Raw genomic sequence first — 22,550 nt, 5'->3', positions numbered from 1 at the left:
CACATTCAGGAGAAGGAAAACAGACCTGATGACGCCGGAAAATCATGAAAAACGCCCGACGCAAGACCTCGACTACGAACCCGTCAGGAAGATGGCTGAGCAGCCCACCGAAAAGAAACATTCTGCCCCTTCAGCCGCCAGCACTACGCTGGTATCACTCACCGACATGGTGCAAAAGATCCAGCGCTGGCCTGTGGTGGCGCACCTGATCCGCGCGACTGAACGCTTTAACGACCGCATGGGGAACCAGTTTGGCGCGGCCATCACCTACTTCTCGTTTCTGTCGATGATCCCCATCATGATGGTCTCGTTTGCCGCCGCCGGTTTTGTGCTCGCCTCGCACCCGACGCTGTTGCAGGACATCTTCAATAAAATACTCATGAGCGTGAGCGATCCGACGATGGCAGCAACACTGCAAAACACCCTCAATATTGCCGTGCAGCAGCGCACGACGGTAGGGATTGTCGGGCTGGCTATCGCCCTCTATTCCGGCGTGAACTGGACCGGCAACCTGCGCGAGGCGATCCGCGCCCAGTCGCGCGATGTCTGGGAGCGTAACGCGCAGGATGAAGAAAAAATCTGGGTAAAGTATTTCCGCGATTTTATTTCGCTCATTGGCCTGTTAGTCGCGCTGATCGTGACGCTATCAATAACCTCGGTGGCGGGCTCCGCGCAGCAGTTGATTATTAACGCGCTGCACCTCGATTACATCGAATGGTTGAAACCGGCCTGGCGGCTGATTGGCCTGGCCATTTCGATTTTCGCGAACTATCTGCTCTTCTTCTGGATCTTCTGGCGCTTGCCGCGCCACCGCCCGCGCAGGAAGGCGCTGATCCGCGGCACCTTTATCGCCGCGATTGGGTTTGAAGTGATCAAAATGATCATGACCTGGACGCTGCCATCGCTGGTGAAATCCCCCTCCGGCGCGGCATTTGGTTCGGTGCTCGGGCTAATGGCATTCTTCTATTTCTTTGCTCGCCTGACGCTGTTTTGCGCGGCGTGGATCGCTACCGCGCAGTACAAAGGTGACCCGCGCATGCCGGACAAAACCCACCACTAACGATGCTATCGGGCTGAAGGAAATGGAATATTTCAGCCCGCTCGGCGATTTCAGCATGAAAATCCAGCCCGTAACTTTTATTTAACCAAAAACCAGTTTTATCCTCTAATTATTAAAATCTGTGAAGCATTTCATGGAAGGTAAATCGTGAGTCTGAAAATTATTCGCTTTTTGCCTGTTTTTCGCACTAAAGCCCACTTTGTTACAGATTGAAATGTCGCTTTTGCTGTGGCTAATATGGTCGTTCGTTCGCGCAAAAATAAGAAAATTCTATGCAAGCTACAGCTACCACTTTCGACAACGAGCAGGAAAATCCGCCGGTAAATTCACGTAATAAAGTCGTCGTTGCGTCTCTGATTGGCACCGCCATCGAGTTCTTCGATTTCTATATTTACGCCACCGCCGCGGTGATTGTGTTCCCGCATATCTTCTTCCCGCAGGGCGACCCGACGGCCGCCACGCTACAGTCGCTGGCGACCTTCGCCATTGCTTTTATTGCGCGCCCGATTGGTTCCGCTGTGTTTGGTCACTTTGGTGACCGTGTTGGCCGTAAAGTGACGCTGGTGGCCTCGTTGCTGACGATGGGGATCTCAACCGTGCTGATCGGCCTGCTGCCGGGGTACGAAACCATTGGCGTCATGGCACCGTTGCTGCTGGCGCTGGCGCGTTTTGGTCAGGGTCTGGGCTTAGGCGGCGAATGGGGCGGCGCGGCGCTGCTGGCCACGGAAAATGCCCCGCCACGTAAACGCGCGCTGTACGGCTCTTTCCCGCAACTGGGCGCGCCGATTGGCTTCTTCTTTGCTAACGGCACCTTCCTGCTGCTCTCCTGGTTACTGACCGATGAGCAGTTTATGGCGTGGGGCTGGCGCGTGCCGTTTATCTTCTCTGCCGTGCTGGTGCTGATTGGCCTGTATGTCCGCGTTTCGCTGCATGAAACACCGGTGTTCGCCAAAGTCGCTGCCGCGAAGAAGCAGGTAAAAGTGCCGCTGGGCACACTGCTGACCAAACATGTGCGCGTTACCGTGCTGGGCACCTTTATCATGCTGGCGACCTACACGCTGTTCTACATCATGACGGTCTACTCAATGACCTTCAGCACCTCGCCGCAGGGCCTGGGTCTGCCGCGTAACGAAGTGCTGTGGATGCTGATGATGGCGGTTATCGGTTTTGGTGTGATGGTGCCGGTAGCGGGTCTGCTGGCGGACGCGTTTGGCCGGCGTAAAAGCATGATTGTCATTACGTCGTTGATTATTCTGTTCGCACTGTTTGTCTTCCCGCCGCTGCTCGGTTCCGGTAGCCCGGTGCTGGTGATGGCCTACCTGCTGATTGGCCTGAGCCTGATGGGGCTGACGTTCGGTCCAATGGGCGCGCTGCTGCCGGAGCTGTTCCCGACGGAAGTGCGTTATACCGGCGCGTCGTTCTCTTACAACGTGTCGTCAATCCTCGGCGCATCGGTGGCACCGTATATCGCCACCTGGCTGCAGGCAAATTATGGTCTGATGTATGTCGGGATTTACCTGGCCGCGATGGCCACGTTAACGCTTATCGCGCTGCTGCTGACCCACGAAACCAGACACCAGTCGCTGTAATCTTTTGGCCCTCTCTTCGCAAAAGAGAGGGCCACTTCCCGTTGTGCTTCCTAGTGTTTCATCTGCGACAAAATGGCCTGGCATTGATTCTGTTCGCCTTCCGACGGCGAGATCAACGCCAGCAATGCCGCCGCCGGGGTAACTAAGGTTGCCAGCGCTGCCGCCACCGCACCGCGCGCAATCAACGGACCGGGTTTCACACCCGCCTGCGGATTTTTAAAACTGCCACGCACGTAGAGCGGTGAGCGCAGCGTGACGATACGCACGCCTTTACTTTCCGGATCAATGGTTAAGTCGAGCTGCTCCGACGCCATGCTGGCGGTGCCGGTAATGTTAATCAGCGCGTTTTCCGTATCAAAGGCGAAGATTTGCGGACGCGCGACACCGTTGACTAAATCGAGGTTCGCAGCAGCGCAATTTACCCGCACTTCGTCATCGCCAAACAGCTGACCGACAATATAGTTACCGACATTAAGGCCGAGAATTTCCATCAGGTTACGGCTGACCACACCGTCATTCATCAACAGTTTCAGGTTGCCATTGCTGGTGCCCAGCAGTGCCGCCACGGAGTTGCCCACGCCGCGAAGCTCCGCGTCACCGTTCATCTCACCGAGGGTTTTCTGCATCAGCTCCACATCAGGCATCAGCTCTTTGAGCTTCAGCCGCCGCGCCTGAATCTCCGCCTGCCCTTGCATCGGTTTTTTATCCCCTTCGAGATGGATATTCGATGAGATAGTGCCGCCGGCAAGACCAAATTTCAGCGGTTGCAGGCGCAGGTCGGCATCTTTCAGCAGAATATGGGTCGACAAATCGCTGATGGGTAGCGTAGAGCCGTGCTCAATCCGGCGGCCTTTAAAGCGCACATCGGCATCCATGACGTCCCACTTATCGGTTTCAAAGCGGTCATACGGCAGCACTTTGTCTGCCGGTTGCCCTGCTTTCTCGCCTTTCTGCTGCTCGGTGCGTTTCGACTGCTCAGCACCTTTGCCGGAATCCACGCCGATCAGTGGCCCTAAATCTGCCAGCCGTAACTGGCGCGATTCAACGTCGCCTTCCAGTTTTGGCCGTGGTTTGCCGGTGGAATAGCGCAGCGTGCCATGAATATCGCTTTCGCCGATATGACCGTTAAAATCGCGGTAATCAAACACCGAGCCTTTATCATTATTGAGCTTCGCGATGAGATGACCATCGGTTTCAAACGGCGGCGTATCCGGCAGCAGCACGCCGGTTAAATCATACAGTTCGCCAAGGGAGTTACCGCCGAACTTGAGTTGCAAGTCGGCACCGCCCATGTTCATCGGGTCGTTGATGGTGCCGACAAACGCCACGCGGGTGTTACCGGAGCGGAAATCTGCCTGCACCGGAAAAGGCGTTCCTTCGCTACGCAACGCCAGCATGCCGCCGATTTTGCCATTACCGGAGAGCGGCTGGTCGTTGTAATGCCCTTTTGCCGTCAAACCAAAGACGTAATCGCCGGCGTTGACTTTGCTGTCGCTTTTGCCGGTCACTTCGCTAAACGGTAGCGGCTTGCCTAAGGGGTTGACCAGAATCTCGATATCAGCGCGGTTGAGCGCATCATCAATGGCGATACGTCCGCGATCAAAAAGAATGTTATCCAGCCGGAATGACCAACTGGAAGGCTGCGCGTTGGCGTCTTTGTTGGCGTCGCTGGCCAGCGTGAACGTCCAGTTATTGAGCTTTTCCGAGCGACGAATCAGCCTGGCATCGGGCTGTTGCAGTTTGATCCACGGCAGGTAAACGGTTTTGGTGAGCAGCGCCAGCGGCGCGAGGGTGGCTTCAACGCGGGGTAAATGCACCATCGTCACTTCGTCGATGCCCGGCGGGTTGCCAAGGATAATATCGTCGGCGTGAACATGCGGCCACGGAACCCAACTGCGCCAGCCGGTTTCCTCTTTTTGCCGTTCCCACACCACGCCCAAATCACCGCGAATGGCGAACGGACGGTTAAGCTCAGTGGAGACTTTTTCGTTAATGGTGGGTTTGAGGCGGTTCCAGTCGAATGTGGCGATGATGATAATGGCGACCACAATCAGCAACAGCAGCGTCGCGAAGACGGCAATAATCGCTTTACTCGTTTTTGTCATCGTTCTGCCTTTCCTTTAAAGCCTTACCTGTCATAAAGATAGTAGAGGCTCGCAGAAAGGGCGGCGGTTTACAGTTCGAGTATCACGTGTTCAAGTTTGGCTAAAGGAACCGGACGGGAGAGAAAATAACCCTGTGCCGCATAAGCAGGCGAATCCTGCACATCGCGCCACTCTTCCAGCGTTTCCACGCCTTCGACAATCACGCCCTGGCAATAGCGGTTCATCAACTGCAACAGCATGGTAAACAGATTTTGCCCTTCGGGTGTTTTACGCAGCATGATGAACAGATCGCGCGCGACTTTGATGTAGTCATAACGCACTTCGCTTAACGCGGAGAAGTTCGCCATGCCGGTGCCGAAGTCGTCCAGCCATAGCGGGCCTATTTCACTGATCGAGGCGAAAGTCGAATCCTGCGGTAGACGGATATGTTCCACCAGTTCAAAGCGGATCCACGGCAGCGAATTAATCAACGCCATCAGATCGCTATCCTGACGCATCGCCAGCAGTGTTGGGCCATCTACGTTTACCGAGGCCAACACATCATTGGTAACGAAAAATTCTTTTTGCTCCGCCAGCAGCGCCACTTGCTCATGAACCACATCAACACGCTGACGCACCGCCACTTTGGAAAAGTAGCGATCCGGCGCGATGCGCGTTTCCGGCTGCGACGGATGAGTAACAATGGTTAATACTTCAACAGCCATCAGACGACCATCGGTTTTATAGATGGGCTGATAAGTATAAGCACGTTCGCATTGCAGCCAATAACGACGCTCCTGCAAGCTTTCGATGCTTGCTTCAGGAATGTTTAGCTGCTGGATGACCTGCTTTAACTTCATTTCTGCTGTCCTGTCGAAGGCGATGACCGGGAGGAATTCGTCAATGAGTTATCGGCGGGCGTGTCGATAACTTTACGCTCCGTCTGTGGGCAAATTTAAAAACCGCCGACGGGAAATCTGCCAGGAACAGGCTTTAGCTCAAAAAAATACTGGAACGTTGTTTTAATATAGTTGACCACGAATCACCCACAACGCACACTACCGTTAATTTATCTGATCCAGGTTGATGACTATGTCCAGGAAAATTGCCGTCATTGGCGAATGCATGATTGAACTGTCACAAAAAGGCACGGAAGTGAACCGTGGCTTTGGTGGCGATACGCTTAACACGTCTGTTTATATCGCCCGCCAGGTCAATCCTGCGGCGCTTTCCGTACACTATGTTACTGCGCTTGGTACCGACAATTTCAGCCAGCAGATGCTGGATGCCTGGCAAAGCGAGGACGTCGATACCAGCCTGACACAACGTATGGAAAACCGCCTGCCTGGACTCTATTACATCGAAACCGACAGCACCGGCGAGCGTACCTTCTACTACTGGCGTAACGAAGCCGCCGCCAAATTCTGGCTTGAGAGCGAGCAGTCTGCGGCGATCTGCGAACAGCTTGCGACCTTCGATTATCTCTACCTGAGCGGCATCAGCCTTGCCATTCTAAGCCCGACAAGCCGCAACAAGCTGTTGTCGCTGTTGCAGGCTTGCCGTGCGAATGGCGGCAAAGTGATTTTTGATAACAACTACCGTCCGCGCCTGTGGGCAAGCAAAGAAGAGACGCGTCAGGTTTATCAGCAAATGCTGGCTTGCACGGATATCGCGTTTCTGACGCTGGATGACGAAGACCTGCTGTGGGGCGAGAAACCGGTGGAAGAGGTTATCGAGCGCACACAGCGCGCGGGCGTAAAAGAGGTGGTTATCAAGCGCGGCGCAGACTCCTGCCTGGTGGCGATTGCCGGTGAAGCGCTGGTGGAAGTGCCGGCGGTGAAACTGCCGAAAGAGAAAGTGATCGATACCACAGCAGCGGGGGATTCGTTCAGCGCGGGTTACCTGTCGGTACGTCTGACCGGTGGCGACGCGACAGAAGCGGCAAAACGCGGGCATTTAACCGCCAGCACGGTCATTCAGTATCGCGGCGCGATTATTCCGCGCGATGCCATGCCGCAATAACGCTGTTCACCCCTCTCCTTTAGCGGAGAGGGGCAGTTAAGCATTACTGCTGCGGGGGAATGTCCGAGACGTCAGAATGGCTTTCGTCACCACTGGCAGCAGGTGCCGCGGCGTTATCCGCTGGCGGTGCCATCACTTCATCCCACGTTGCCTGCAAATCCTTCATGTTGAACTCCGGTTCGCCTTTCGGCTGCAGCAACACCAGCGCCATATCCTGTGAAAGCTGCTGATGCAGATCCTGGTTCAGCATCTCCGGCGTCAGGTTGTTCAGGAAAGTCTGGCGCAGCTTTTGATACTGCTCCGGCGCAATATCCACCACCTGGTTTTGCAAAGAGCGCATCCGCTGGCTGATTAGAATATCGGTGCTGGCGCGCGCATAGGTGGCAAACAGTTTTTGCAGCTCAAGGTTTTTCTGCGCGATAAGCGCTTTAAATTCCTCTTCCGGCAGCCCTTTCTCGCGCACTTTCGCCAGCTCACGCGCAATCACGCCGACATTGGTGTTGAGCTTGTCATTGGGGGAATCAACGTTAATGGCGCATTGCGCCCGCTGGAACAGCACCCGGCAGTCAAAACCGAGGCCAATCTCTCTGGCGTTGTTTTTACTCAGGTTCTGCTGGATATGCCAGAACAGGGCTTCGCGCGCCAAATCCGCACGCCAGTAACGCTCAAGCGCGGCAGACTCACGAATCGGTTGCCAGGCGGAATCCCACATGATCGACAACCGATCCTGGCTGACGCCCTCGGTCATCAAGCTAACCGACTGGCGCGGCAGCGGCGACAGCGTCGCAACCGGCGCAGGTGTCTGGCGTTTCCCTTTCAGCTCGCCGAAGGTTTTACCAATCTGCTCTGCGATGGCGCGGCTATCCACGTTCCCGACCACAATTAGCGTCATGGCATCCGGCGTATACCATTTTTCGTAGAAACCTTTCAGTTGCGCCGCATCGACCGGCTCTTTCAGCGTGCCGGCGGGATCGTGTCCCAGCAGCGGCGAACCTTTCAGGCGGTAGCGCCACCAGCTGTCTTTGGTGTCACCAGGCCAGGTGGCGACCATATCGTTGCTGGCGAGTGCGTGATTAACCGTTTCCGGCGTGATAGTGAGATTTCCGGCCGCATCTGCCAGGTAAACCAACGCCTCTTTCAGCAGGTCGCTGCGGTTGTTCGGAATGCTCAGGTTATATTGCGTGTATTCGTAGGAGACCAGCGCTGGCGGCAGCGGGCGCTTTGGGTCAATGCCTTGTTGCCACAGCGAGCGCACCTGGGAAGGTTCAAGCCGACCGCTATGGGTCAACGCAACGCGGGGAATAAAGTGGCTGAAACCGCTCTGTTGGCTGCTTTCGGCGAGCGAACCGGTATCAATAGACAGGCGAATCTCAATGCGATCGCTGGGGCGCTGAGGTGTGGCGAGAACCTGCCACTGAAAACCATTTGCCAGCGTCCCTTGTTGCCAGGCCGGGTCAGGCTGGAGCGCATCTGCCTGCACATAACCGACAGCTGCCAGCATCAGCAAACCGCCCGTTAACAGTCGAATTTTTGTGCCCTGCATGTGAACCCCTAATCAACATTCCTGGTTAAAAAGTATGCCCGCACAAAGGGGCTAAAAGCGTGTTAAAACACTTCGCTTTTAGACCGCGGAAAATGCAAAACGTCACATCGCGAAGTGAATTATCACGAAATTTCATCGGAAATTGTGACGAATCCAGGAGGTAATTATGCGCAGGTACCCGCAGCCCGACAAGGGACTGCGGTCATAAGTCACGAAATTATGAAGAAATTCCGGGGGTTTTTGCCGCGCTGGAACGGTTATCCAGCGTTTCGACCAGCTGTTTTTGATCCAGCTCTTTTACCCACTTCGCCACCACGATGGTAGCGACGCCGTTACCCACCAGGTTGGTCAGCGCACGGGCTTCGGACATAAAGCGGTCAATACCCAGAATCAGCGCCAGCCCCGCCACCGGCAAGTGCCCGACGGCGGAAAGCGTGGCGGCCAGCACAATAAACCCGCTGCCCGTCACCCCGGCGGCACCTTTTGATGACAGCAGCAGCACCACCAGCAGCGTTATCTGATGGAAAATATCCATATGGCTGTTGGTCGCCTGGGCGATAAATACCGCTGCCATCGTCAGGTAAATGGAGGTGCCATCCAGGTTAAAGGAGTAGCCGGTTGGGATAACCAGCCCGACCACCGATTTACGGCAGCCCAGGCGCTCCATCTTCTCCAGCATGCGCGGCAGCGCCGATTCAGACGAAGAGGTGCCCAGAACAATCAGCAACTCTTCGCGGATATAGCGGATGAACTTGAAGATACTGAATCCCGTCGCCCTGGCGATAGTGCCCAGCACCACCACCACAAACAGGATACAGGTGGCATAGAAGCAGATAATCAACTGACCGAGTTGCACCAGCGTACCGACACCATATTTGCCGATGGTAAACGCCATCGCCCCGAATGCGCCAATCGGCGCAAGGCGCATGATCATATTGATGATGCCGAAGATCACCTGCGAGAAACTTTCGATAACGTTAAAAATCAGTTGGCCTTTATGGCCTAAGCGATGCAGCGCGAAGCCAAACAGCACCGCGAACAGCAGCACTTGCAGAATATTGCCGCTGGCGAAAGCGCCAATCACGCTCGCCGGTATCACATCAAGCAGGAAGGCGACAATCCCCTGCTGCTGCGCCTGTTCGGCATAAACCGCCACGGCTTTGGCATCAAGTGTTGCCGGGTCGACGTTCATTCCGGCGCCCGGTTGCACCACGTTAACGATAACCAGACCGATGATGAGCGCCAGCGTACTGACAATTTCGAAGTAGAGCAGTGCAACCGCACCGGTACGACCTACCGCCTTCATGCTTTCCATGCCGGCGATACCGGTGACAACAGTACAGAAAATCACCGGGGCAATGATCATCTTGATGAGCTTCACGAAGCCATCACCAAGCGGTTTCATCTGCGCCCCGAGTTCAGGGTAGTAATGACCAAGCAGAATACCGATGGCAATCGCGGTCAGAACCTGAAAGTAGAGACTTTTAAACAGGGAGGTTTTCATAAGGTGTCCTTGAGATTAAACCTCAGGCTTTGTAGGGTTTTCATTTAGCCTGCGGTTTAAAAATAACACCCGTCAAACATGACAGAAATAAACTTACATCAAATCTGAAACAACAATGTTAAAAACTTTGAACTGACTCGCACAAGCCCGTAACAAATTAGGTATTTTCAGGCTTATCCGATACGGCAAAAAACTGCTGTTCAAACGCCTCGGCAGACGCCGCGCGGCCAAATAAAAAGCCCTGCGCCACATCAACACCCGCATCAGCAAGCCATGCCCGTTGCGCTTCATTCTCCACGCCCTCCGCGACGATGCGCAGATCCAGACTGCGCGCCAGGTGGATAATGGCGGCCACCATGCTGTGTTCATCCGGCAAACCTTCAACAAACATTTTGTCGATTTTCAGCACATCCACCGGTAACGACTTCATGTGATGCAGCTGGCGTAACCCGGCATAACCCATGCCGAAATCATCCAGCGCAATGCGCACCCCGGCGTCACGCAGCGGGCGCAAAATCGCCACTGCGGCCTGGGGATCGTCAATGTGGCGGCTTTCTGTCACTTCGAGGATCAGCGTCTGCGGCGCAATACGGTAACGCTGCAACAAATCCAGCATATCGGCCAGCATCGAGGGATGCGTCAACTGGCAGGCCGAAAGATTCACCGAGAGCGGCAGCATGATACCGCGCGCTTGCCAGCCCGCCAGCAGGCGGCAGGACTCTTCCAGCACCCAATACCCGACGTTGACCATCAATCCGCAGGATTCAATACGTTCGATAAGCCCTTCCGGTAATGCCCAGCTGCCGTCTGGCTGGCGCAAACGGAGCAACGCTTCCGCACTCACCAGTTCGCCGCTCGCCGCATCTACCTGCGGCTGCAACCAGAGCGCGAAACGCCCCTCATCAAGCGCGGTAAGTATGTCGCTCTCCTGCGCCAGCCATTGCTGCGCCAGTTCCATCTGCTCCGGATCGAAGAACTGGATCTGATTTTTCCCTTTGCGCTGCGCGCTGACGACAGCGGAAGCCGCCCGGTGGTAAAGCTGCCCGGCAGAAAGGTTGCCGTAAAACATCGCCACACCAATATTGGCATTGGGCCGCAGTTGGATGCCGTGCAGCGGCACACGCTCGTTAATTACAGTGAGCACTTGCTTACCGAGCGTCATCGCGTGCCACGGCTCACTCACACCGTGAACGATAATCGCAAAGTCATAAGCGCTCACCTGCGTCAGCACCATGTCCGGCGTCAGTATCGATTTCAGTTTCTCCACCAGCGTCAACAGCAACATCTCGCGCTGCGACTCCTGCAGCACACCGGCGGTATCACGCAGCGTGTCGCAGGCGATAACCAATAGCGCGGTCGGGTTTTGCCGGGTCACCGTTTGCTCCAGCAGCGCCATCAGGAAAGCTTTATTCGGCAGTTCCGAAACCGGGAAATGTGTCGCCTGGGTGTTCAGTTCTTCTTGCTGACGCCGCAGCAATTGCTGGTTGCGGTTGTAGCTGCGCACCATAATGCCAATTTCATCATCATGATGAAGACGCGGCACGGGCAACTGATGCCCGGCAAGCTCCTGCGCCGGAAGGTCATTAAGCTCGCGGGAAATTTTTCGCAGCGGGTGAACCACCAGCCGGTTGATACACCAGGTAAGCGCCACCGTGAGCATCAACGTTAAAAGTAAGTAAGCCGTCACTAACGTTGATAAGGTACTGATGACGAACTTATAAACCCGATATGAATCCGCCTGTAGCACCAGGTAAGCCAGCGGTTGCGGGTTTGCCGGGCGCTCCAGCGAATAGATGGGCAAAGAGATCTGCACCGGCAGTTCAAACATTCGGGTGATCATCACCGGAACCGGACGTTCCGGGATAAAGCTCATACGCAAGGCCTGAAATTGATTCGGTAGAACTACATCCGCGCGGCTGACGACACCCGCCGGTTTAATCTGCTTGATAATCGCTTCTGCTTCGGGGATGTCGGCTTTTAAAATCGCCGCTGAAAGAGGTTCGCGTACGGAACGGGCAATGCTTTCCAGTTGTGTAGCCGTGTTATAGCGATTCTGCTGTAAGAAATGAAACAGCAAAATGACGCAGAAAATAAAAACAAACACCATAGAGACAACAGCAACCATGGCCATTTGTTTAATGGTTAAAGAACGGCTGACACGCAAAATCACTCTCCAGAGACACAATGAGCGCAGAACAGAAAAAAAGGGTACTTCGCCGCCAGAGTATACTCTATCGTGCGTCGCTTGAGATAAACCGCTAAGCAGAATCTCATTCAGCGGAAAACTGCGAGGAAAGCAGGTGATAACCTGTTGAATCTCTGGCGGTTAACAGCGGCTCCTTTATCGCCAGATACCGTTATTTCCCGCCAGGAATACTCCTTTTTTACCAGTCGGCGTGCGGCACCAGAGGCTGGAGCGGCATATCCATATCGCCCTGCCAGCCCGCGCCGGAATAACGCACATAAATCAGCGCGTGGCTTGGTGTGTAGTCTTTGGCCTGCTGAATATCGATACCGGCTCCCACAAACCAATGGGACGTCACCCGGCGTTCAATGAGCGCGCGCGCGGTATAGCCATAGCCATTACTGCTGCCGCCGGATTCGGTCTGCTCGCTTGCCAGGGTGCGGAAATCCGCAGGAATCAAGCTAAGCAGTGGGTAACGCGGCATCATTTTCGTGCGCGAGTGCGACCACGACACCGTACCGCCAAGTTCCCAGGACCAGTTCTCCGTACGCTCACGCCACAATACCGGAACCGAGAAAGAGAGGTACTCCTGCGGGCTGTAGTAACCGCCATGGCCTAAGGTGTAATAGCTCAAATCCTCGTCGTAGTGCCAGATCATATTGTTCAGGCCTACGGTGACGCGTCGGTTATTTTCGTTGATCAGTTTGTAGTAGTAGCCGGTCATCCAGCGCACGCGCCAGTTGTCGTCAACGTTTTTGCCTTCCAGCGTATCCGCCCCGAGGCTCGCCCACACGCCGTTTGCTTCGCCTTTGTCATAACTGAGACTCAGCGTGCCGCCGTTCGCCCGCACACCGCCCCAGATTTTACCGGTATTACTGCCGGGATCTTTTTGCCCACCAAAAGCCAGCAGTGAGCTGGAAATGGGGCGGCGATGTAAATCCACGGTATAACCAAACGGCCCGATATCGCTGCTGTAACTGACCCCGCCCACCACATCAACGACATTAAAACCCATCGGCGTGGTGCCAATATCCATCGACCAGGTATTGTTTCGCCACCCTACTGCTACGCTGGCGCCGTTGTCAGACTGGTGGCGATTCCCGCCAACGCAGGGAACATCAACACACGTGCCAAAGCGCGGGCGATACGTGCCGTCATCACGTGTGCTGAATGTCCCGACATCCATATTCACCACATCGGTACGGAAGAACATCCGCCCGTCTGACAGTGGCGCATCCACCTGCAACATAGTGTTATGCGCTTTTAAATTCGAATACCCCCCTGTACCGCTGGAGCCCGAATACTCATGCTGCAAAGTGACGTTCAGATCCTGCTGACGGTAAAGATCGGCGGCATCGCTGCGCACTCCGCGTTTCAGCCAGTCATCTTTTTCATCATTGCGCGTCAGGCGGGTAAAGGTGTTGTTATCCACCGGGCGCGTCGTCGTGATGCCGGATGCCACCATCGCATCTTTATAACTCTCCAGCGCCTGCTGCGGCTCGCCGTTTTGTACCCCGAAACGCGCCGCATCGCGCAGTACCAGCGCGCTCTCCATTGACGGCGGCTGAGACTTCGCCTGCGGGACGATGGTGGTGAAGATCCGTTTTGCGCTGGCGGTATCGCCCAACTGGGTTTGTACCAGCGCCAGCCGACGCTGGGTGTTGATTGATGGCGGCTGGGCGGGCGTCGTTGCCGGCAATTTCGCCAGCGACGCCCGCGCGGCCATGCGATTGCCATCTGCGGCATACAGCTCCGCAAGGCCAAGCAACGCCTCTTCATTCGCGGGTTCTCTTTGCAGAACACGCTGGTAATAACGTTGTGCTTCGCCGTTGTCGCCGCGCTGCTGCGCCCAGTCGGCGAGGGTTAAATCAATGCGTGAAGACGCCGGTTGCTGCGCCAGTAGCGCTACCGCCTGATCTTCATGACCGCCATCGCGCAGGCGGTTGGCGTTGTCCAGCAACTGGTTGGCCTGCAGCCTGTCGGCCAGCTCCTGAATATTGCTGTTCCACTGGCTTTTCGGCAGCGCATTAAGGTGATTCAGCGCCGCCAGTGGCTGGTTATTGCCGGAAAGATAGAGGCTATAGGCGTAGACCTGTTCCGGGTCGCGCGGTTTGAGCGTGACCAGACGGTTCATCTGCGAATCGGCTTCGCCCCGCCGCCCCGCCTGGCGGAGATCGCTGGCCAGCCGATAGGTTATCCATACGCTGCCGGGGTCGAGCGCCAGCCGTTTACGTTGCAGCTCTGCCGCCTGCGCCCATTCACCGCTGTTTTCCAGCGCTTCTGCCTGCTGCGCGAGCCGGTCATTAGTCAACCCGCGTTCAATATCATCAATGCTGCGCCGCTGGCTGGCCGAGAGCGACTGAATAAACTGTTCCGCTTTTTCCGGTGACTGTGCACGGTAAATATTCGCCAGGCCGCGCACCGCGTTACTGTTGCCGCTGTCCATGCGCAGCGCCTGGCGATAGAAACCTTCGGCTGCCGCATTATCTTTGCGCGCTGCGGCGGCATCACCCAGACCCAGCACCGCGTAGCTGTCCGTGTTATCCGTGTTGCGCGCCTGCTGGTAATAACGTTCCGCCTGCTGCACATTGTTGGCTTTCAGCGCCGCATCGCCCTGCTGAATCAACAGCCAGTAGCCGTTAGTTTTCAGCAAGCTGTCCCACTTGCTGCGGTTGCCGCTGGTCGGGTCCATGGCGATGGCTTTTTCCAGCTGCGCGATCGCGCGCGCGCGATCGCCGCTTTGTGAATAGGCTTGCCCCAGCGCCCCGACCGCTTCGCTGTCCGCGCGGTTAGCGTTGACAGCTTGTTGCAACGCGCTCAGCGCTTTCGCGCCCTGCCCGGCATCCACCGCCGCAAGCCCCGTCGCTTTCGCGCGAAACGCCGGGTCGGCCAGCTGTTTTTGCTGCGCGGCAAGCAGCGTACGGGCGCTGTCTACCGTGTCGCCTGAACTAAACAGCGTCAGAAAACGCTGCAGGGCTTTCACGCTGGCGTCGCTGGTCGGCATCGCCTGAATTTGTTGATACCAGATGCTCGCCGCGGCTGCGCGACCATTGCTGGTTTTCGCCATCTGTTCCAGCACCGCATACCCTTCCGCACTGCGCCCATCGGCAAACAACATCTGCGCCAGCCCGCCCTGCAGCAGATCGTTGCCAGGATTAGCGGCATTCAACGCTTGCAAACGTTTCACCGCTTCCGCATGACGCGCGGGCACTTTTGCCACTAGCATCCAGTACTCCACCGCCAGCTCGCCCTGCGGCGGGTTACCTTTGAACAGGGCGTCGTAAGCAGCAAGCGCTTCTTGCGTATGGCCGGTGGTGGCCTGCAAACGCGCTTGTTGCAGCGCCTGGCGACCTTCCGGCGTGGAGAGCGCCATGGTGGTCACCGCCGATTTATAGGTGCTGGAATCGGGTGCCAGTTGTTTCATGCGATCAAGCTGCTTTTGTGCGCCCGCGTTATCGCCCTGGCGCAGCAAATAGCGTAAGCGCGCGGCGATAACTTCCGGGTCATCCGGCGCGATAAGCTCAAGGCGATAAAGCGACTGGCGCACCAGATCCTCGCGTTTGGTGCTTTCACCAAGACGCACCTGCTCAAGCAGTTGCTGCTGCGCGCCAGCATCGGCCGCATGCGTAGCGGGAGCCAGCGCCAACGCGAGTGAGAAACAGAGTAAGCTTACTGTGAAGTTGCGCATTCCTGGCCCCAGTCAGGTTGTAACTCACCGCGAGGGGTGAAGCGAAAACGGTGCTGGTCCCACCCTTGCCCAAACAGGGTCAGAACATAGCTATAGTAGGCATCGTCGCCGGGGAAATGATCGGCGACCCATTGCCGTTGTACGGCCTGCGCATCGCGATCCTGTAAAAAGGGCAGCAGCGCAGCGGAAAAGCCCACCGGCCCATCGCCGTGAATTTGCCCGGTCGCCACATCCACTTTTTCCGGTACGCGGCCGTTTTTCGTAGTCACGCTGGCCATTGGTTTGAATTTTTCCAGCAGGCGTGCTTTTTGTGTATCCCGGTCGTGCATCATGCCGACCCACAAATAAACGCGGATAGCGTCATAACTGCCCACGAATGTTTTTTCAGCGTTAAGCTGCCAGCCGTTGCCTTTTTGAAACCGCACCCAATCTGGCGAAAAGCCTTTTGGCGCCGTTTCCAGCAACAGGCGAAGGTTGGTTTCGCGCAGCGTCGACCACGGTGCGCCAAAGCGGCTGAAATAGCTCGCCAGCTGCGGCGGCAAATAGCTCGGGTTAAAACGCCAGGTTGTCGGTTCGGCAAAACCGATTTTGCCTGGCAGCAGCATCGATCCCAGCCCTGGCACCGTCACCACTTCTTCTTTGGCGATGAGGGCTAACAACGCTTTACCCAGCTGGCTGTACTCGTCGTTTTTCCATAAACGCCCCGCTTCCAGTAGCGACCAGGCAATCCACAGATCGGAATCAGACGCCGAGTTGGTGTCGAGCACCGTCCAGCTATTGTCCTCTTTTTTGCCCCACAGCCAGGCAGGAAGATGGCTACTGAGCGAGCCTTGCGCCAGGTTGTTTTGCGTCCATTGCAGCACCCTGGCAAAGGTGTCGCGATCGTTCGCCGCCAGCGCGAAGAACAGCGCATAACTCTGCCCTTCCGAGGTGGTTATCTTGCGTTGATCGCTGGGATCAACCACCCGGCCGCCATCGCTGAGATAGGCTTGTTTGAAGTGATCCCAGGCAGGCCATGTGCAGGCGGCGCGCACATTTACCGCCGCCAGCATCAACGCCACTATCACCCACCAACGTCGCGTTCTCATTTTCGTTACTCGTGATCCGGGTCGAGACGGCGACGGCTAATGATCCGCAGCAGACGCCACAGCACCCACGCCAGCAACACCACGCTGACCGCCGCCAGCACCGCCAGCAGCACAGGATGGTTAGCCAGCGCGTACCAGATGCGCTCAAACCACGGCAAGTGACCGACGTAGTAAATATCGCCCACGCGCAGGCCATTGACGCCAGATTCGCGGATAACGGTCACCGAGCCATAAATCGCCGCGCGTTTGCCGCTGTCGTTCATCGCGCCATTTAGCAATTCATACCCGCGCGGGCTATCTGCCAGCAGCGCGACCACACTGCGCTGATCGTGATACGGCGACTGGAAGCCGACAATCGCTGCCATTGGGCCATCGGACGTGATACCGGTTTGCGCATCGGCCTGGCGGTCGACGGCATCCGGCACAATCGACGGGAACGGCGTCTGGCGCAGCGGCGTTTTTACCCAGCTTTGCGCCGCATTCACCAGCAGATCGATTTTCTTATCGTCTTTTAACGCCGGTGGAATGGTGCCGATGATCATGATGTCGGCATCTTTATCCTTGATTTGATTACCATCGTTAGTCAGTTGCACATTGATTGCCGGGAAGCCGGTCTGTGCGCCCACCGCACCCAGTGAATCCAGCAAGGTGCCCATTTGCGCAGGCGTGGGCTGCGGCGGCGTGACGACGATGGTTTGCGACAAATCGGCCATCCGGCTAAACGGGAAGCCAGCATTGGCGAAGGCGCGTAAGTCCGGCATCGCAATAAAGTGGTAATACTTCGAGAAGTCGATGGTGGAGTCATCGCCGATCACCACGCGGTTTGGCACCTGCTGGAAGGTTATACAGTTCTCAATGGTGCCGCCCGGCATCGGATTCATATACTGAAAATCAAAGCGCAACTGGTTCACCGCGCCCAACTTCAGCGCCGGAATGGAGACATCCGTTTTACTGTCCAGCAGCCCTTGTAACACCGGAAGACGCAGCAGCAGACGGTTGGTGTCCTGGTTGCTGGTCAGGTTGAAATATTGCAGGAACTGGTTGTTCAGGCTGATATCCATGCGCGAGCTGTCTTTGGTCGGCGGCGCGGTGTAACGATAATTCAGGTTCATATCGATACCGGTACTGCGCAGCAGATAGAGATCCGGCGGCAGGTTCAGCGACACGTTGATAGCGGCAGGCGCAAGCCCGGTCGACTGCAACTGCTCCTCATAGGTTTTCAGCTCGCCAAACGTCACCGGACGGTCAGTACGCACCCAGTTCGGCGCATCGTACGGCTGACGCGCCAGTAGCGGTTTCACCTCATCCACCGTGACGCTATCGCCACGGAACAGCACGTTACCCTGGGCGATACCTTTCGCCGCCTGCATCAGATCTTTGTCATCACGACCAGACACCACCAGTAGTTTCACATACGGATTATTCGGGTGGTTGATCATGCTGATGGTCGGTCCTTTCACCGCCGGCGCATCACGCAGGAAATCAGGACGCTTATCATTGGTGGCGAAGACGATCGCGTTGCGATCCGGCAACGTGTTATACGTGACCGGGAAGCTCTGGCCGCGCCAGCCGGTGCGGGAGCCAAACCAGGAGGCAATAACAGCAGCGGCTTGCTGTTGTTCAATGTCCGGTGCGCCAGCGAAAACCATCGGCAGCGTCAGCGCCCTGTTGTCACGCGGGTCGAAGAAGGGGATCGGGAAGTGGGAGAGATCGTTTTGCACCGCCAGCTTCTGGTAAGTCAAATCCAGCGAGCTGCTGCGACCGATATCCAGCCATAGCGTGCTGCTGGCCGGGTTTTCGCACACATCGCGATAGTGGCCGACAAACTCCAGCCGCACACGGTTGAAGTCGGTGATAAACAGCGGGTTAATCTGCACCTGCGCCAGCGTTTTCTTGCCGAGTTGCTCTTTGGTGACCGGCAGGACGTCCATCAGTTCATCATTCAGATAGACCTTCAATTGGGATTGTACGGGCAGTAAAGAGGGCGATGGCGTGTACTCAAGGTTGAGCACCGCTTTCGATACCAGCTCATCGCTGCGCATACCAAACTCAACGCCACCGTCCGGGTTGATACCGCGCAACACCATGCTGCCCGGCGGCGGCGCGATTTGGGCGAAAGTCAGTTTCACATCGCGCGACGGCGCGTTTGCGGCGACCACCGGCGCATTCGCCCCCGGTACGCCCGGCATCACCTGTCCGACAACGTTCTGGCCGTCGGTTGGCGTGGTTGGCGTCAATGATTCCGTTTGTTCCGGCGCAGGCGTCGCCACCGGCTCAGTGGCGGGCGCAACAGCCGGAACCGTCGGGGCTGGCGCTGCATACGTCATCACCGGAGATAAAACACTCGTCCCCATAGCCACTGCACAAATCCAGGAAAGTTTTCTTTTCATCGCGTTTTCATCATTGTTGAGCCAGTCACGTCATCGGTTGCTGCACCGCCACATTCCGTTCCGGACGACGCGGAATAAATGACACCACCCAGGACACCAGCATGGTGAATGAGCGGAAAATCATTTTGACAGACGGCGGAGCAAATTCCGCGAGATGGCGATAGCCGCGGAAACCCAGTTTCAAAATATCCATCAGACTTTCCAGAGGCTTGTCTTCCGGGAAGCTGTCCTGCCATAGCGCCCATGTGTCGGCGCGGGCAAAAGTACACTGCACAAAATCGATATGCTGTTTGGTCGTCAACGGCATCAATTGCAGGCCCACTTCATTGCCGTTCACACGCGCCACGGTGGTGGGGAACGCATACTCCTGCTGGCCGCGTTTGAGCAGCAAATTGACTTTTTGCCCTTCGAGCACCTGCGCCTGGCCGTTAATTTTGATACCCAGCCCGCCGTCGGAAAAATCATGCACGGTACAGGAGAAAAGATGACCATCTTCGCGGGCAATCACCGCAGGCATCGACATTTCAACGCGATGCGAGCGACGAACCTGTTTACTCTCGACAGAAACCGCCACCGCGCCACCAAGAATAATCATGTTGTAGAACACCCACGCGATACTGACGAAGACGGTGAGTATTTCGTTTTCCGGGCCGTAGAAATAACGCCAAATCCCGACCAGTACGCCCGCCAGGTTGAGCAACACAAGGTAGATGTAAGGACGGGAAATCACCCAGTCCACATACTCCTCTTCCACCAGGCCGCCTTTGGCGGTGACGTTAAACTTCCCTTTGTGCGGGTTGAACAGCGCCACCAGCGTGGGCGGCGCGATATACCACGCCAGCACGGTTTCGTAGATCTCGCTCCAGAAAGAGTGACGATATTTGCCCTGAATCTTCGAGTTAGTCAGGCTGGCGTGAATCATGTGCGGCAGCACGAACAGCGCAATCATCAGCGCGGGCGCGTAAATGATGTAAGCATGTAGCAGCAAGAACGCCAGTGGCGCGGTCAGAAAGATTAGCCGCGGTATGCCCGATAAGAAATGGAACATCGCATTGACGTAACAGAGGCGCTGCGCCAGTTTGAGCCCTTTGCCCATCAACGGGTTGTCGAGACGGAAAATCTGCACCATGCCGCGCGCCCAGCGAATACGCTGGCCAATGTGCGCAGACAGGCTCTCTGTTGCCAGCCCGGCCGCCTGCGGAATGCGCATATACGCCGACGTGTGCCCCAGGCGGTGTAAACGCAGCGAGGTGTGCGCATCTTCGGTAACGGTTTCAACAGCGATACCGCCAATCTGATCCAGCGGCCCACGGCGGATCACCGCACAAGAACCGCAGAAGAAGGTCGCGTCCCACATGTCGTTGCCATCCTGCACCAGCCCGTAGAACAGCGTGCCTTCGTTCGGGGTTTTACGAAAACGGCCCAGGTTACGTTCGAACGGGTCCGGCGAGAAAAAGTGGTGTGGCGTCTGCATCATCGCCAGCTTTTTCTCTTTTAAGAACCACCCCATGGTCATTTGCAGGAACGAGCGTGTCGGTACGTGGTCGCAGTCGAAGATCGACACGAACTCGCCCTTCGCGTACTTGAACGCGTTATTGATGTTGCCCGCTTTTGCGTGCTCATGCGTGGTTCGCGCGATGTACTCCACGCCAACGCTTTTAGCAAACTGGCGGAACTCTTCGCGCCCGCCATCATCGAGGATCCAGATCTTCAGTTTGTCTTTCGGCCAGTCGATACCCAACGAGGCGTAGATGGTGTTTTTCACCACATTCAAATCTTCGTTATAGGTCGGTACAAAAATATCGACAGAAGGCCATAACGACATATCTTTCGGCAGCGGCACCGGCTGGCGATTAAGCGGCCATACCACCTGAAAATAGCCAAGCACCAGCACAATCCACGCGTAGGTTTCCGCGAACAGCAGCACCAGGCCGCATACCAGGCTCACCGGGTCGTCCCAGTTCAGCGTCGAGGTATAGCGCCACCAGATATAGCGGCAGGAAACGGTGAGCGAGAGCACGATCAGCATCAGGGCGGAAAAACGCCCCGGGATTCGGCGTACCAGCAGCGCCACGCCCCACAACAACATCAGGAAGACAAACTGTGAAAGCGGGTTAAACGGCTGCGTAATGCACAGAATGGCGAGGATCAGCGAGAAAACCACAATGACGCCGAGAATAAAGCGGCGCACGCGCGGGCTGATATGCGCCAACTCTTTTTTATCATCCAGATGACCGGTGCGGTGCGTTACGCGCTCCGGCAGCGTATCCAGCCAGTGATACCAGCGCCCGCGCAGCACACGCGCCCGGGCGAAACGTTGGCGACGGGGCGACTTTCTATCGCCCCAGGGAAGCGTAACCAGCAACCACAAGGTTTGCAGCAGGTAACGCGCCGGATCGAGCGGTCGCGGTTTATCAGGATCAATATGCGGGAACCACAAATGCTGCTGCGCACGGAGTTGCTGCCAGCGCGGGTGCTCCAGCGGAATAAACACCCATGCGAGGATCGCCCAGAAACAGCCAGAGGCTGCGCTAAACCCCGAAGCGCCGTGTTCACGGTAGCGCTGGTAGCGCTCGCTTAACCGCGCGCTCACCGGCGGGATCAGCAACCAGGCGGAAAGGCGGCTCATTGCGGGCTCCTTTCCTGCTCACCGCTTACTTCACCCGGGTGCGCACAGTGCAGCAAGCACCAGTTCGCCAGCGTTAATATCTCTTCCGCCGCCAGCGAATCCGCCCGGTATTCGCCCAATGGCTGTTTCGATGCCTGCGATTCCGCCATCGCTTCATCGCGGTGAATAAGGGTCGGAAGTATCTGCCGCTGGCTTTGCAGCCACACCTGCCAGAGGTCGTCCTGCAACTGGCTGCCGATGCGCAGATCGTTAAGCAAAATATGCGCGCCCGCAGGTAAAAGCTGCTGGTGCAAACGGATATGGCAGTTGGTGTCGGGTTTTACCACCACAAACAGATGGTCGCACTGTGCCACAAACTGGCGTGACAGCGGTGCAACGCCGTGCGGGAGATCGATTAACACCCACTGATAACGTTGCTGCGTTTTCAGCGCCTGCAGAATAGTGGTGAGTTGGCCAAGCGGTTCATGCAATAAATGGAGGTTTTCCCACTCATTCGCCGTCAAACGGCCAAAAGGCAGGAGATCGAGCTGCGAGGTATAGCGCATGCCGGCATCGCGCCAGTCTTGTCCATCTAATACCGCGCGCGCCCAGCCGTGTTGATGTTCAAAGTCGACATTAAATGACAGGCGCAACAAGTTATCAGGGCAGGCATCAATCACCAGCACCGATTCGCCTAAAAGTTGTAATGACCAGGCCAGAGCCGCAGTGATCGATGTCGTCCCCACACCACCGCGAATCCCCTGTAATCCCAAGATGGCCATCCTGGTT

At 56.4% G+C, this 22,550-nt stretch carries 13 protein-coding genes; 3 read left to right on the top strand and 10 right to left on the bottom strand.

Annotated features, from left to right (window positions below):
- Positions 1-28: 28 nt before the first annotated feature.
- Together yhjD and BN2591_RS14495 are read left to right on the top strand one after the other, a co-directional pair.
- Complete coding sequence (gene yhjD / locus BN2591_RS14505; RefSeq protein WP_086872572.1) at positions 29-1,060, top strand: inner membrane protein YhjD; 1,032 nt, start codon at positions 29-31, stop codon at positions 1,058-1,060.
- A 272-nt stretch (positions 1,061-1,332) separates the two neighbouring features.
- Positions 1,333-2,649 (top strand): MFS transporter, encoded by a 1,317-nt coding sequence (locus BN2591_RS14495; protein WP_086872568.1) that lies wholly within the window; start codon positions 1,333-1,335, stop codon positions 2,647-2,649.
- A 50-nt stretch (positions 2,650-2,699) separates the two neighbouring features.
- Here BN2591_RS14495 and BN2591_RS14490 read toward each other — a convergent pair whose 3' ends face one another.
- Both BN2591_RS14490 and pdeH read right to left on the bottom strand, forming a co-directional pair.
- Entirely contained in the window at positions 2,700-4,754 is a 2,055-nt protein-coding gene (locus BN2591_RS14490) for an AsmA family protein (RefSeq protein ID WP_086872565.1), read from the bottom strand.
- A gap of 68 nt (positions 4,755-4,822) precedes the next feature.
- Positions 4,823-5,593 carry a cyclic-guanylate-specific phosphodiesterase gene (gene pdeH / locus BN2591_RS14485; protein ID WP_086872563.1) on the bottom strand — a complete coding sequence of 257 codons (771 nt, stop codon included), beginning with the start codon at positions 5,591-5,593 and terminating at the stop codon, positions 4,823-4,825.
- Between the two features lie 232 nt (positions 5,594-5,825).
- Here pdeH and kdgK point away from each other — a divergent pair, with 232 nt between their 5' ends.
- Positions 5,826-6,755, top strand: a complete 930-nt coding sequence (gene kdgK, locus BN2591_RS14480; protein ID WP_086872560.1) for a 2-dehydro-3-deoxygluconokinase — start codon at positions 5,826-5,828, stop codon at positions 6,753-6,755.
- A gap of 43 nt (positions 6,756-6,798) precedes the next feature.
- Here kdgK and BN2591_RS14475 read toward each other — a convergent pair whose 3' ends face one another.
- From BN2591_RS14475 to bcsQ, 8 genes are all read right to left on the bottom strand, one after another.
- Positions 6,799-8,298, bottom strand: coding sequence for a M16 family metallopeptidase (locus BN2591_RS14475; protein WP_086872558.1), 1,500 nt, complete (start codon positions 8,296-8,298; stop codon positions 6,799-6,801).
- Positions 8,299-8,515: 217 nt separating this feature from the next.
- A complete protein-coding gene (locus BN2591_RS14470; RefSeq protein ID WP_086872556.1) occupies positions 8,516-9,802 on the bottom strand; it encodes a dicarboxylate/amino acid:cation symporter in 1,287 nt (428 codons plus the stop codon).
- A gap of 157 nt (positions 9,803-9,959) precedes the next feature.
- Positions 9,960-11,966, bottom strand: a complete 2,007-nt coding sequence (gene hmsP / locus BN2591_RS14460) for a biofilm formation regulator HmsP (RefSeq protein ID WP_208616142.1) — start codon at positions 11,964-11,966, stop codon at positions 9,960-9,962.
- A 220-nt stretch (positions 11,967-12,186) separates the two neighbouring features.
- The gene (bcsC, locus tag BN2591_RS14455) at positions 12,187-15,675 is read right to left on the bottom strand and encodes a cellulose synthase complex outer membrane protein BcsC (RefSeq protein ID WP_086872552.1); all 3,489 of its coding nucleotides are present in this window, start codon (positions 15,673-15,675) and stop codon (positions 12,187-12,189) included.
- A complete protein-coding gene (gene bcsZ, locus BN2591_RS14450; RefSeq protein ID WP_086872550.1) occupies positions 15,657-16,763 on the bottom strand; it encodes a cellulose synthase complex periplasmic endoglucanase BcsZ in 1,107 nt (368 codons plus the stop codon). The genes bcsC and bcsZ overlap by 19 nt, the downstream gene beginning before the upstream one ends.
- Before the next feature lie 5 nt (positions 16,764-16,768).
- Positions 16,769-19,153, bottom strand: a complete 2,385-nt coding sequence (bcsB, locus tag BN2591_RS14445) for a cellulose biosynthesis cyclic di-GMP-binding regulatory protein BcsB (RefSeq protein WP_086872548.1) — start codon at positions 19,151-19,153, stop codon at positions 16,769-16,771.
- Between the two features lie 25 nt (positions 19,154-19,178).
- Positions 19,179-21,782 carry a UDP-forming cellulose synthase catalytic subunit gene (gene bcsA / locus BN2591_RS14440; protein ID WP_086872546.1) on the bottom strand — a complete coding sequence of 868 codons (2,604 nt, stop codon included), beginning with the start codon at positions 21,780-21,782 and terminating at the stop codon, positions 19,179-19,181.
- The gene (gene bcsQ / locus BN2591_RS14435) at positions 21,779-22,543 is read right to left on the bottom strand and encodes a cellulose biosynthesis protein BcsQ (protein ID WP_086872544.1); all 765 of its coding nucleotides are present in this window, start codon (positions 22,541-22,543) and stop codon (positions 21,779-21,781) included. Before bcsQ ends, bcsA begins: the two co-directional genes overlap by 4 nt.
- Positions 22,544-22,550 lie beyond the last annotated feature (7 nt).

It is taken from the genome of Kosakonia pseudosacchari (assembly GCF_900184035.1).
In the GTDB taxonomy this organism is placed as follows: Bacteria; Pseudomonadota; Gammaproteobacteria; order Enterobacterales; family Enterobacteriaceae; genus Kosakonia; species Kosakonia pseudosacchari.
The sequence above is the reverse complement of the archived record's forward strand: the minus strand, read 5'-3'. Positions and strand labels throughout refer to the sequence as shown.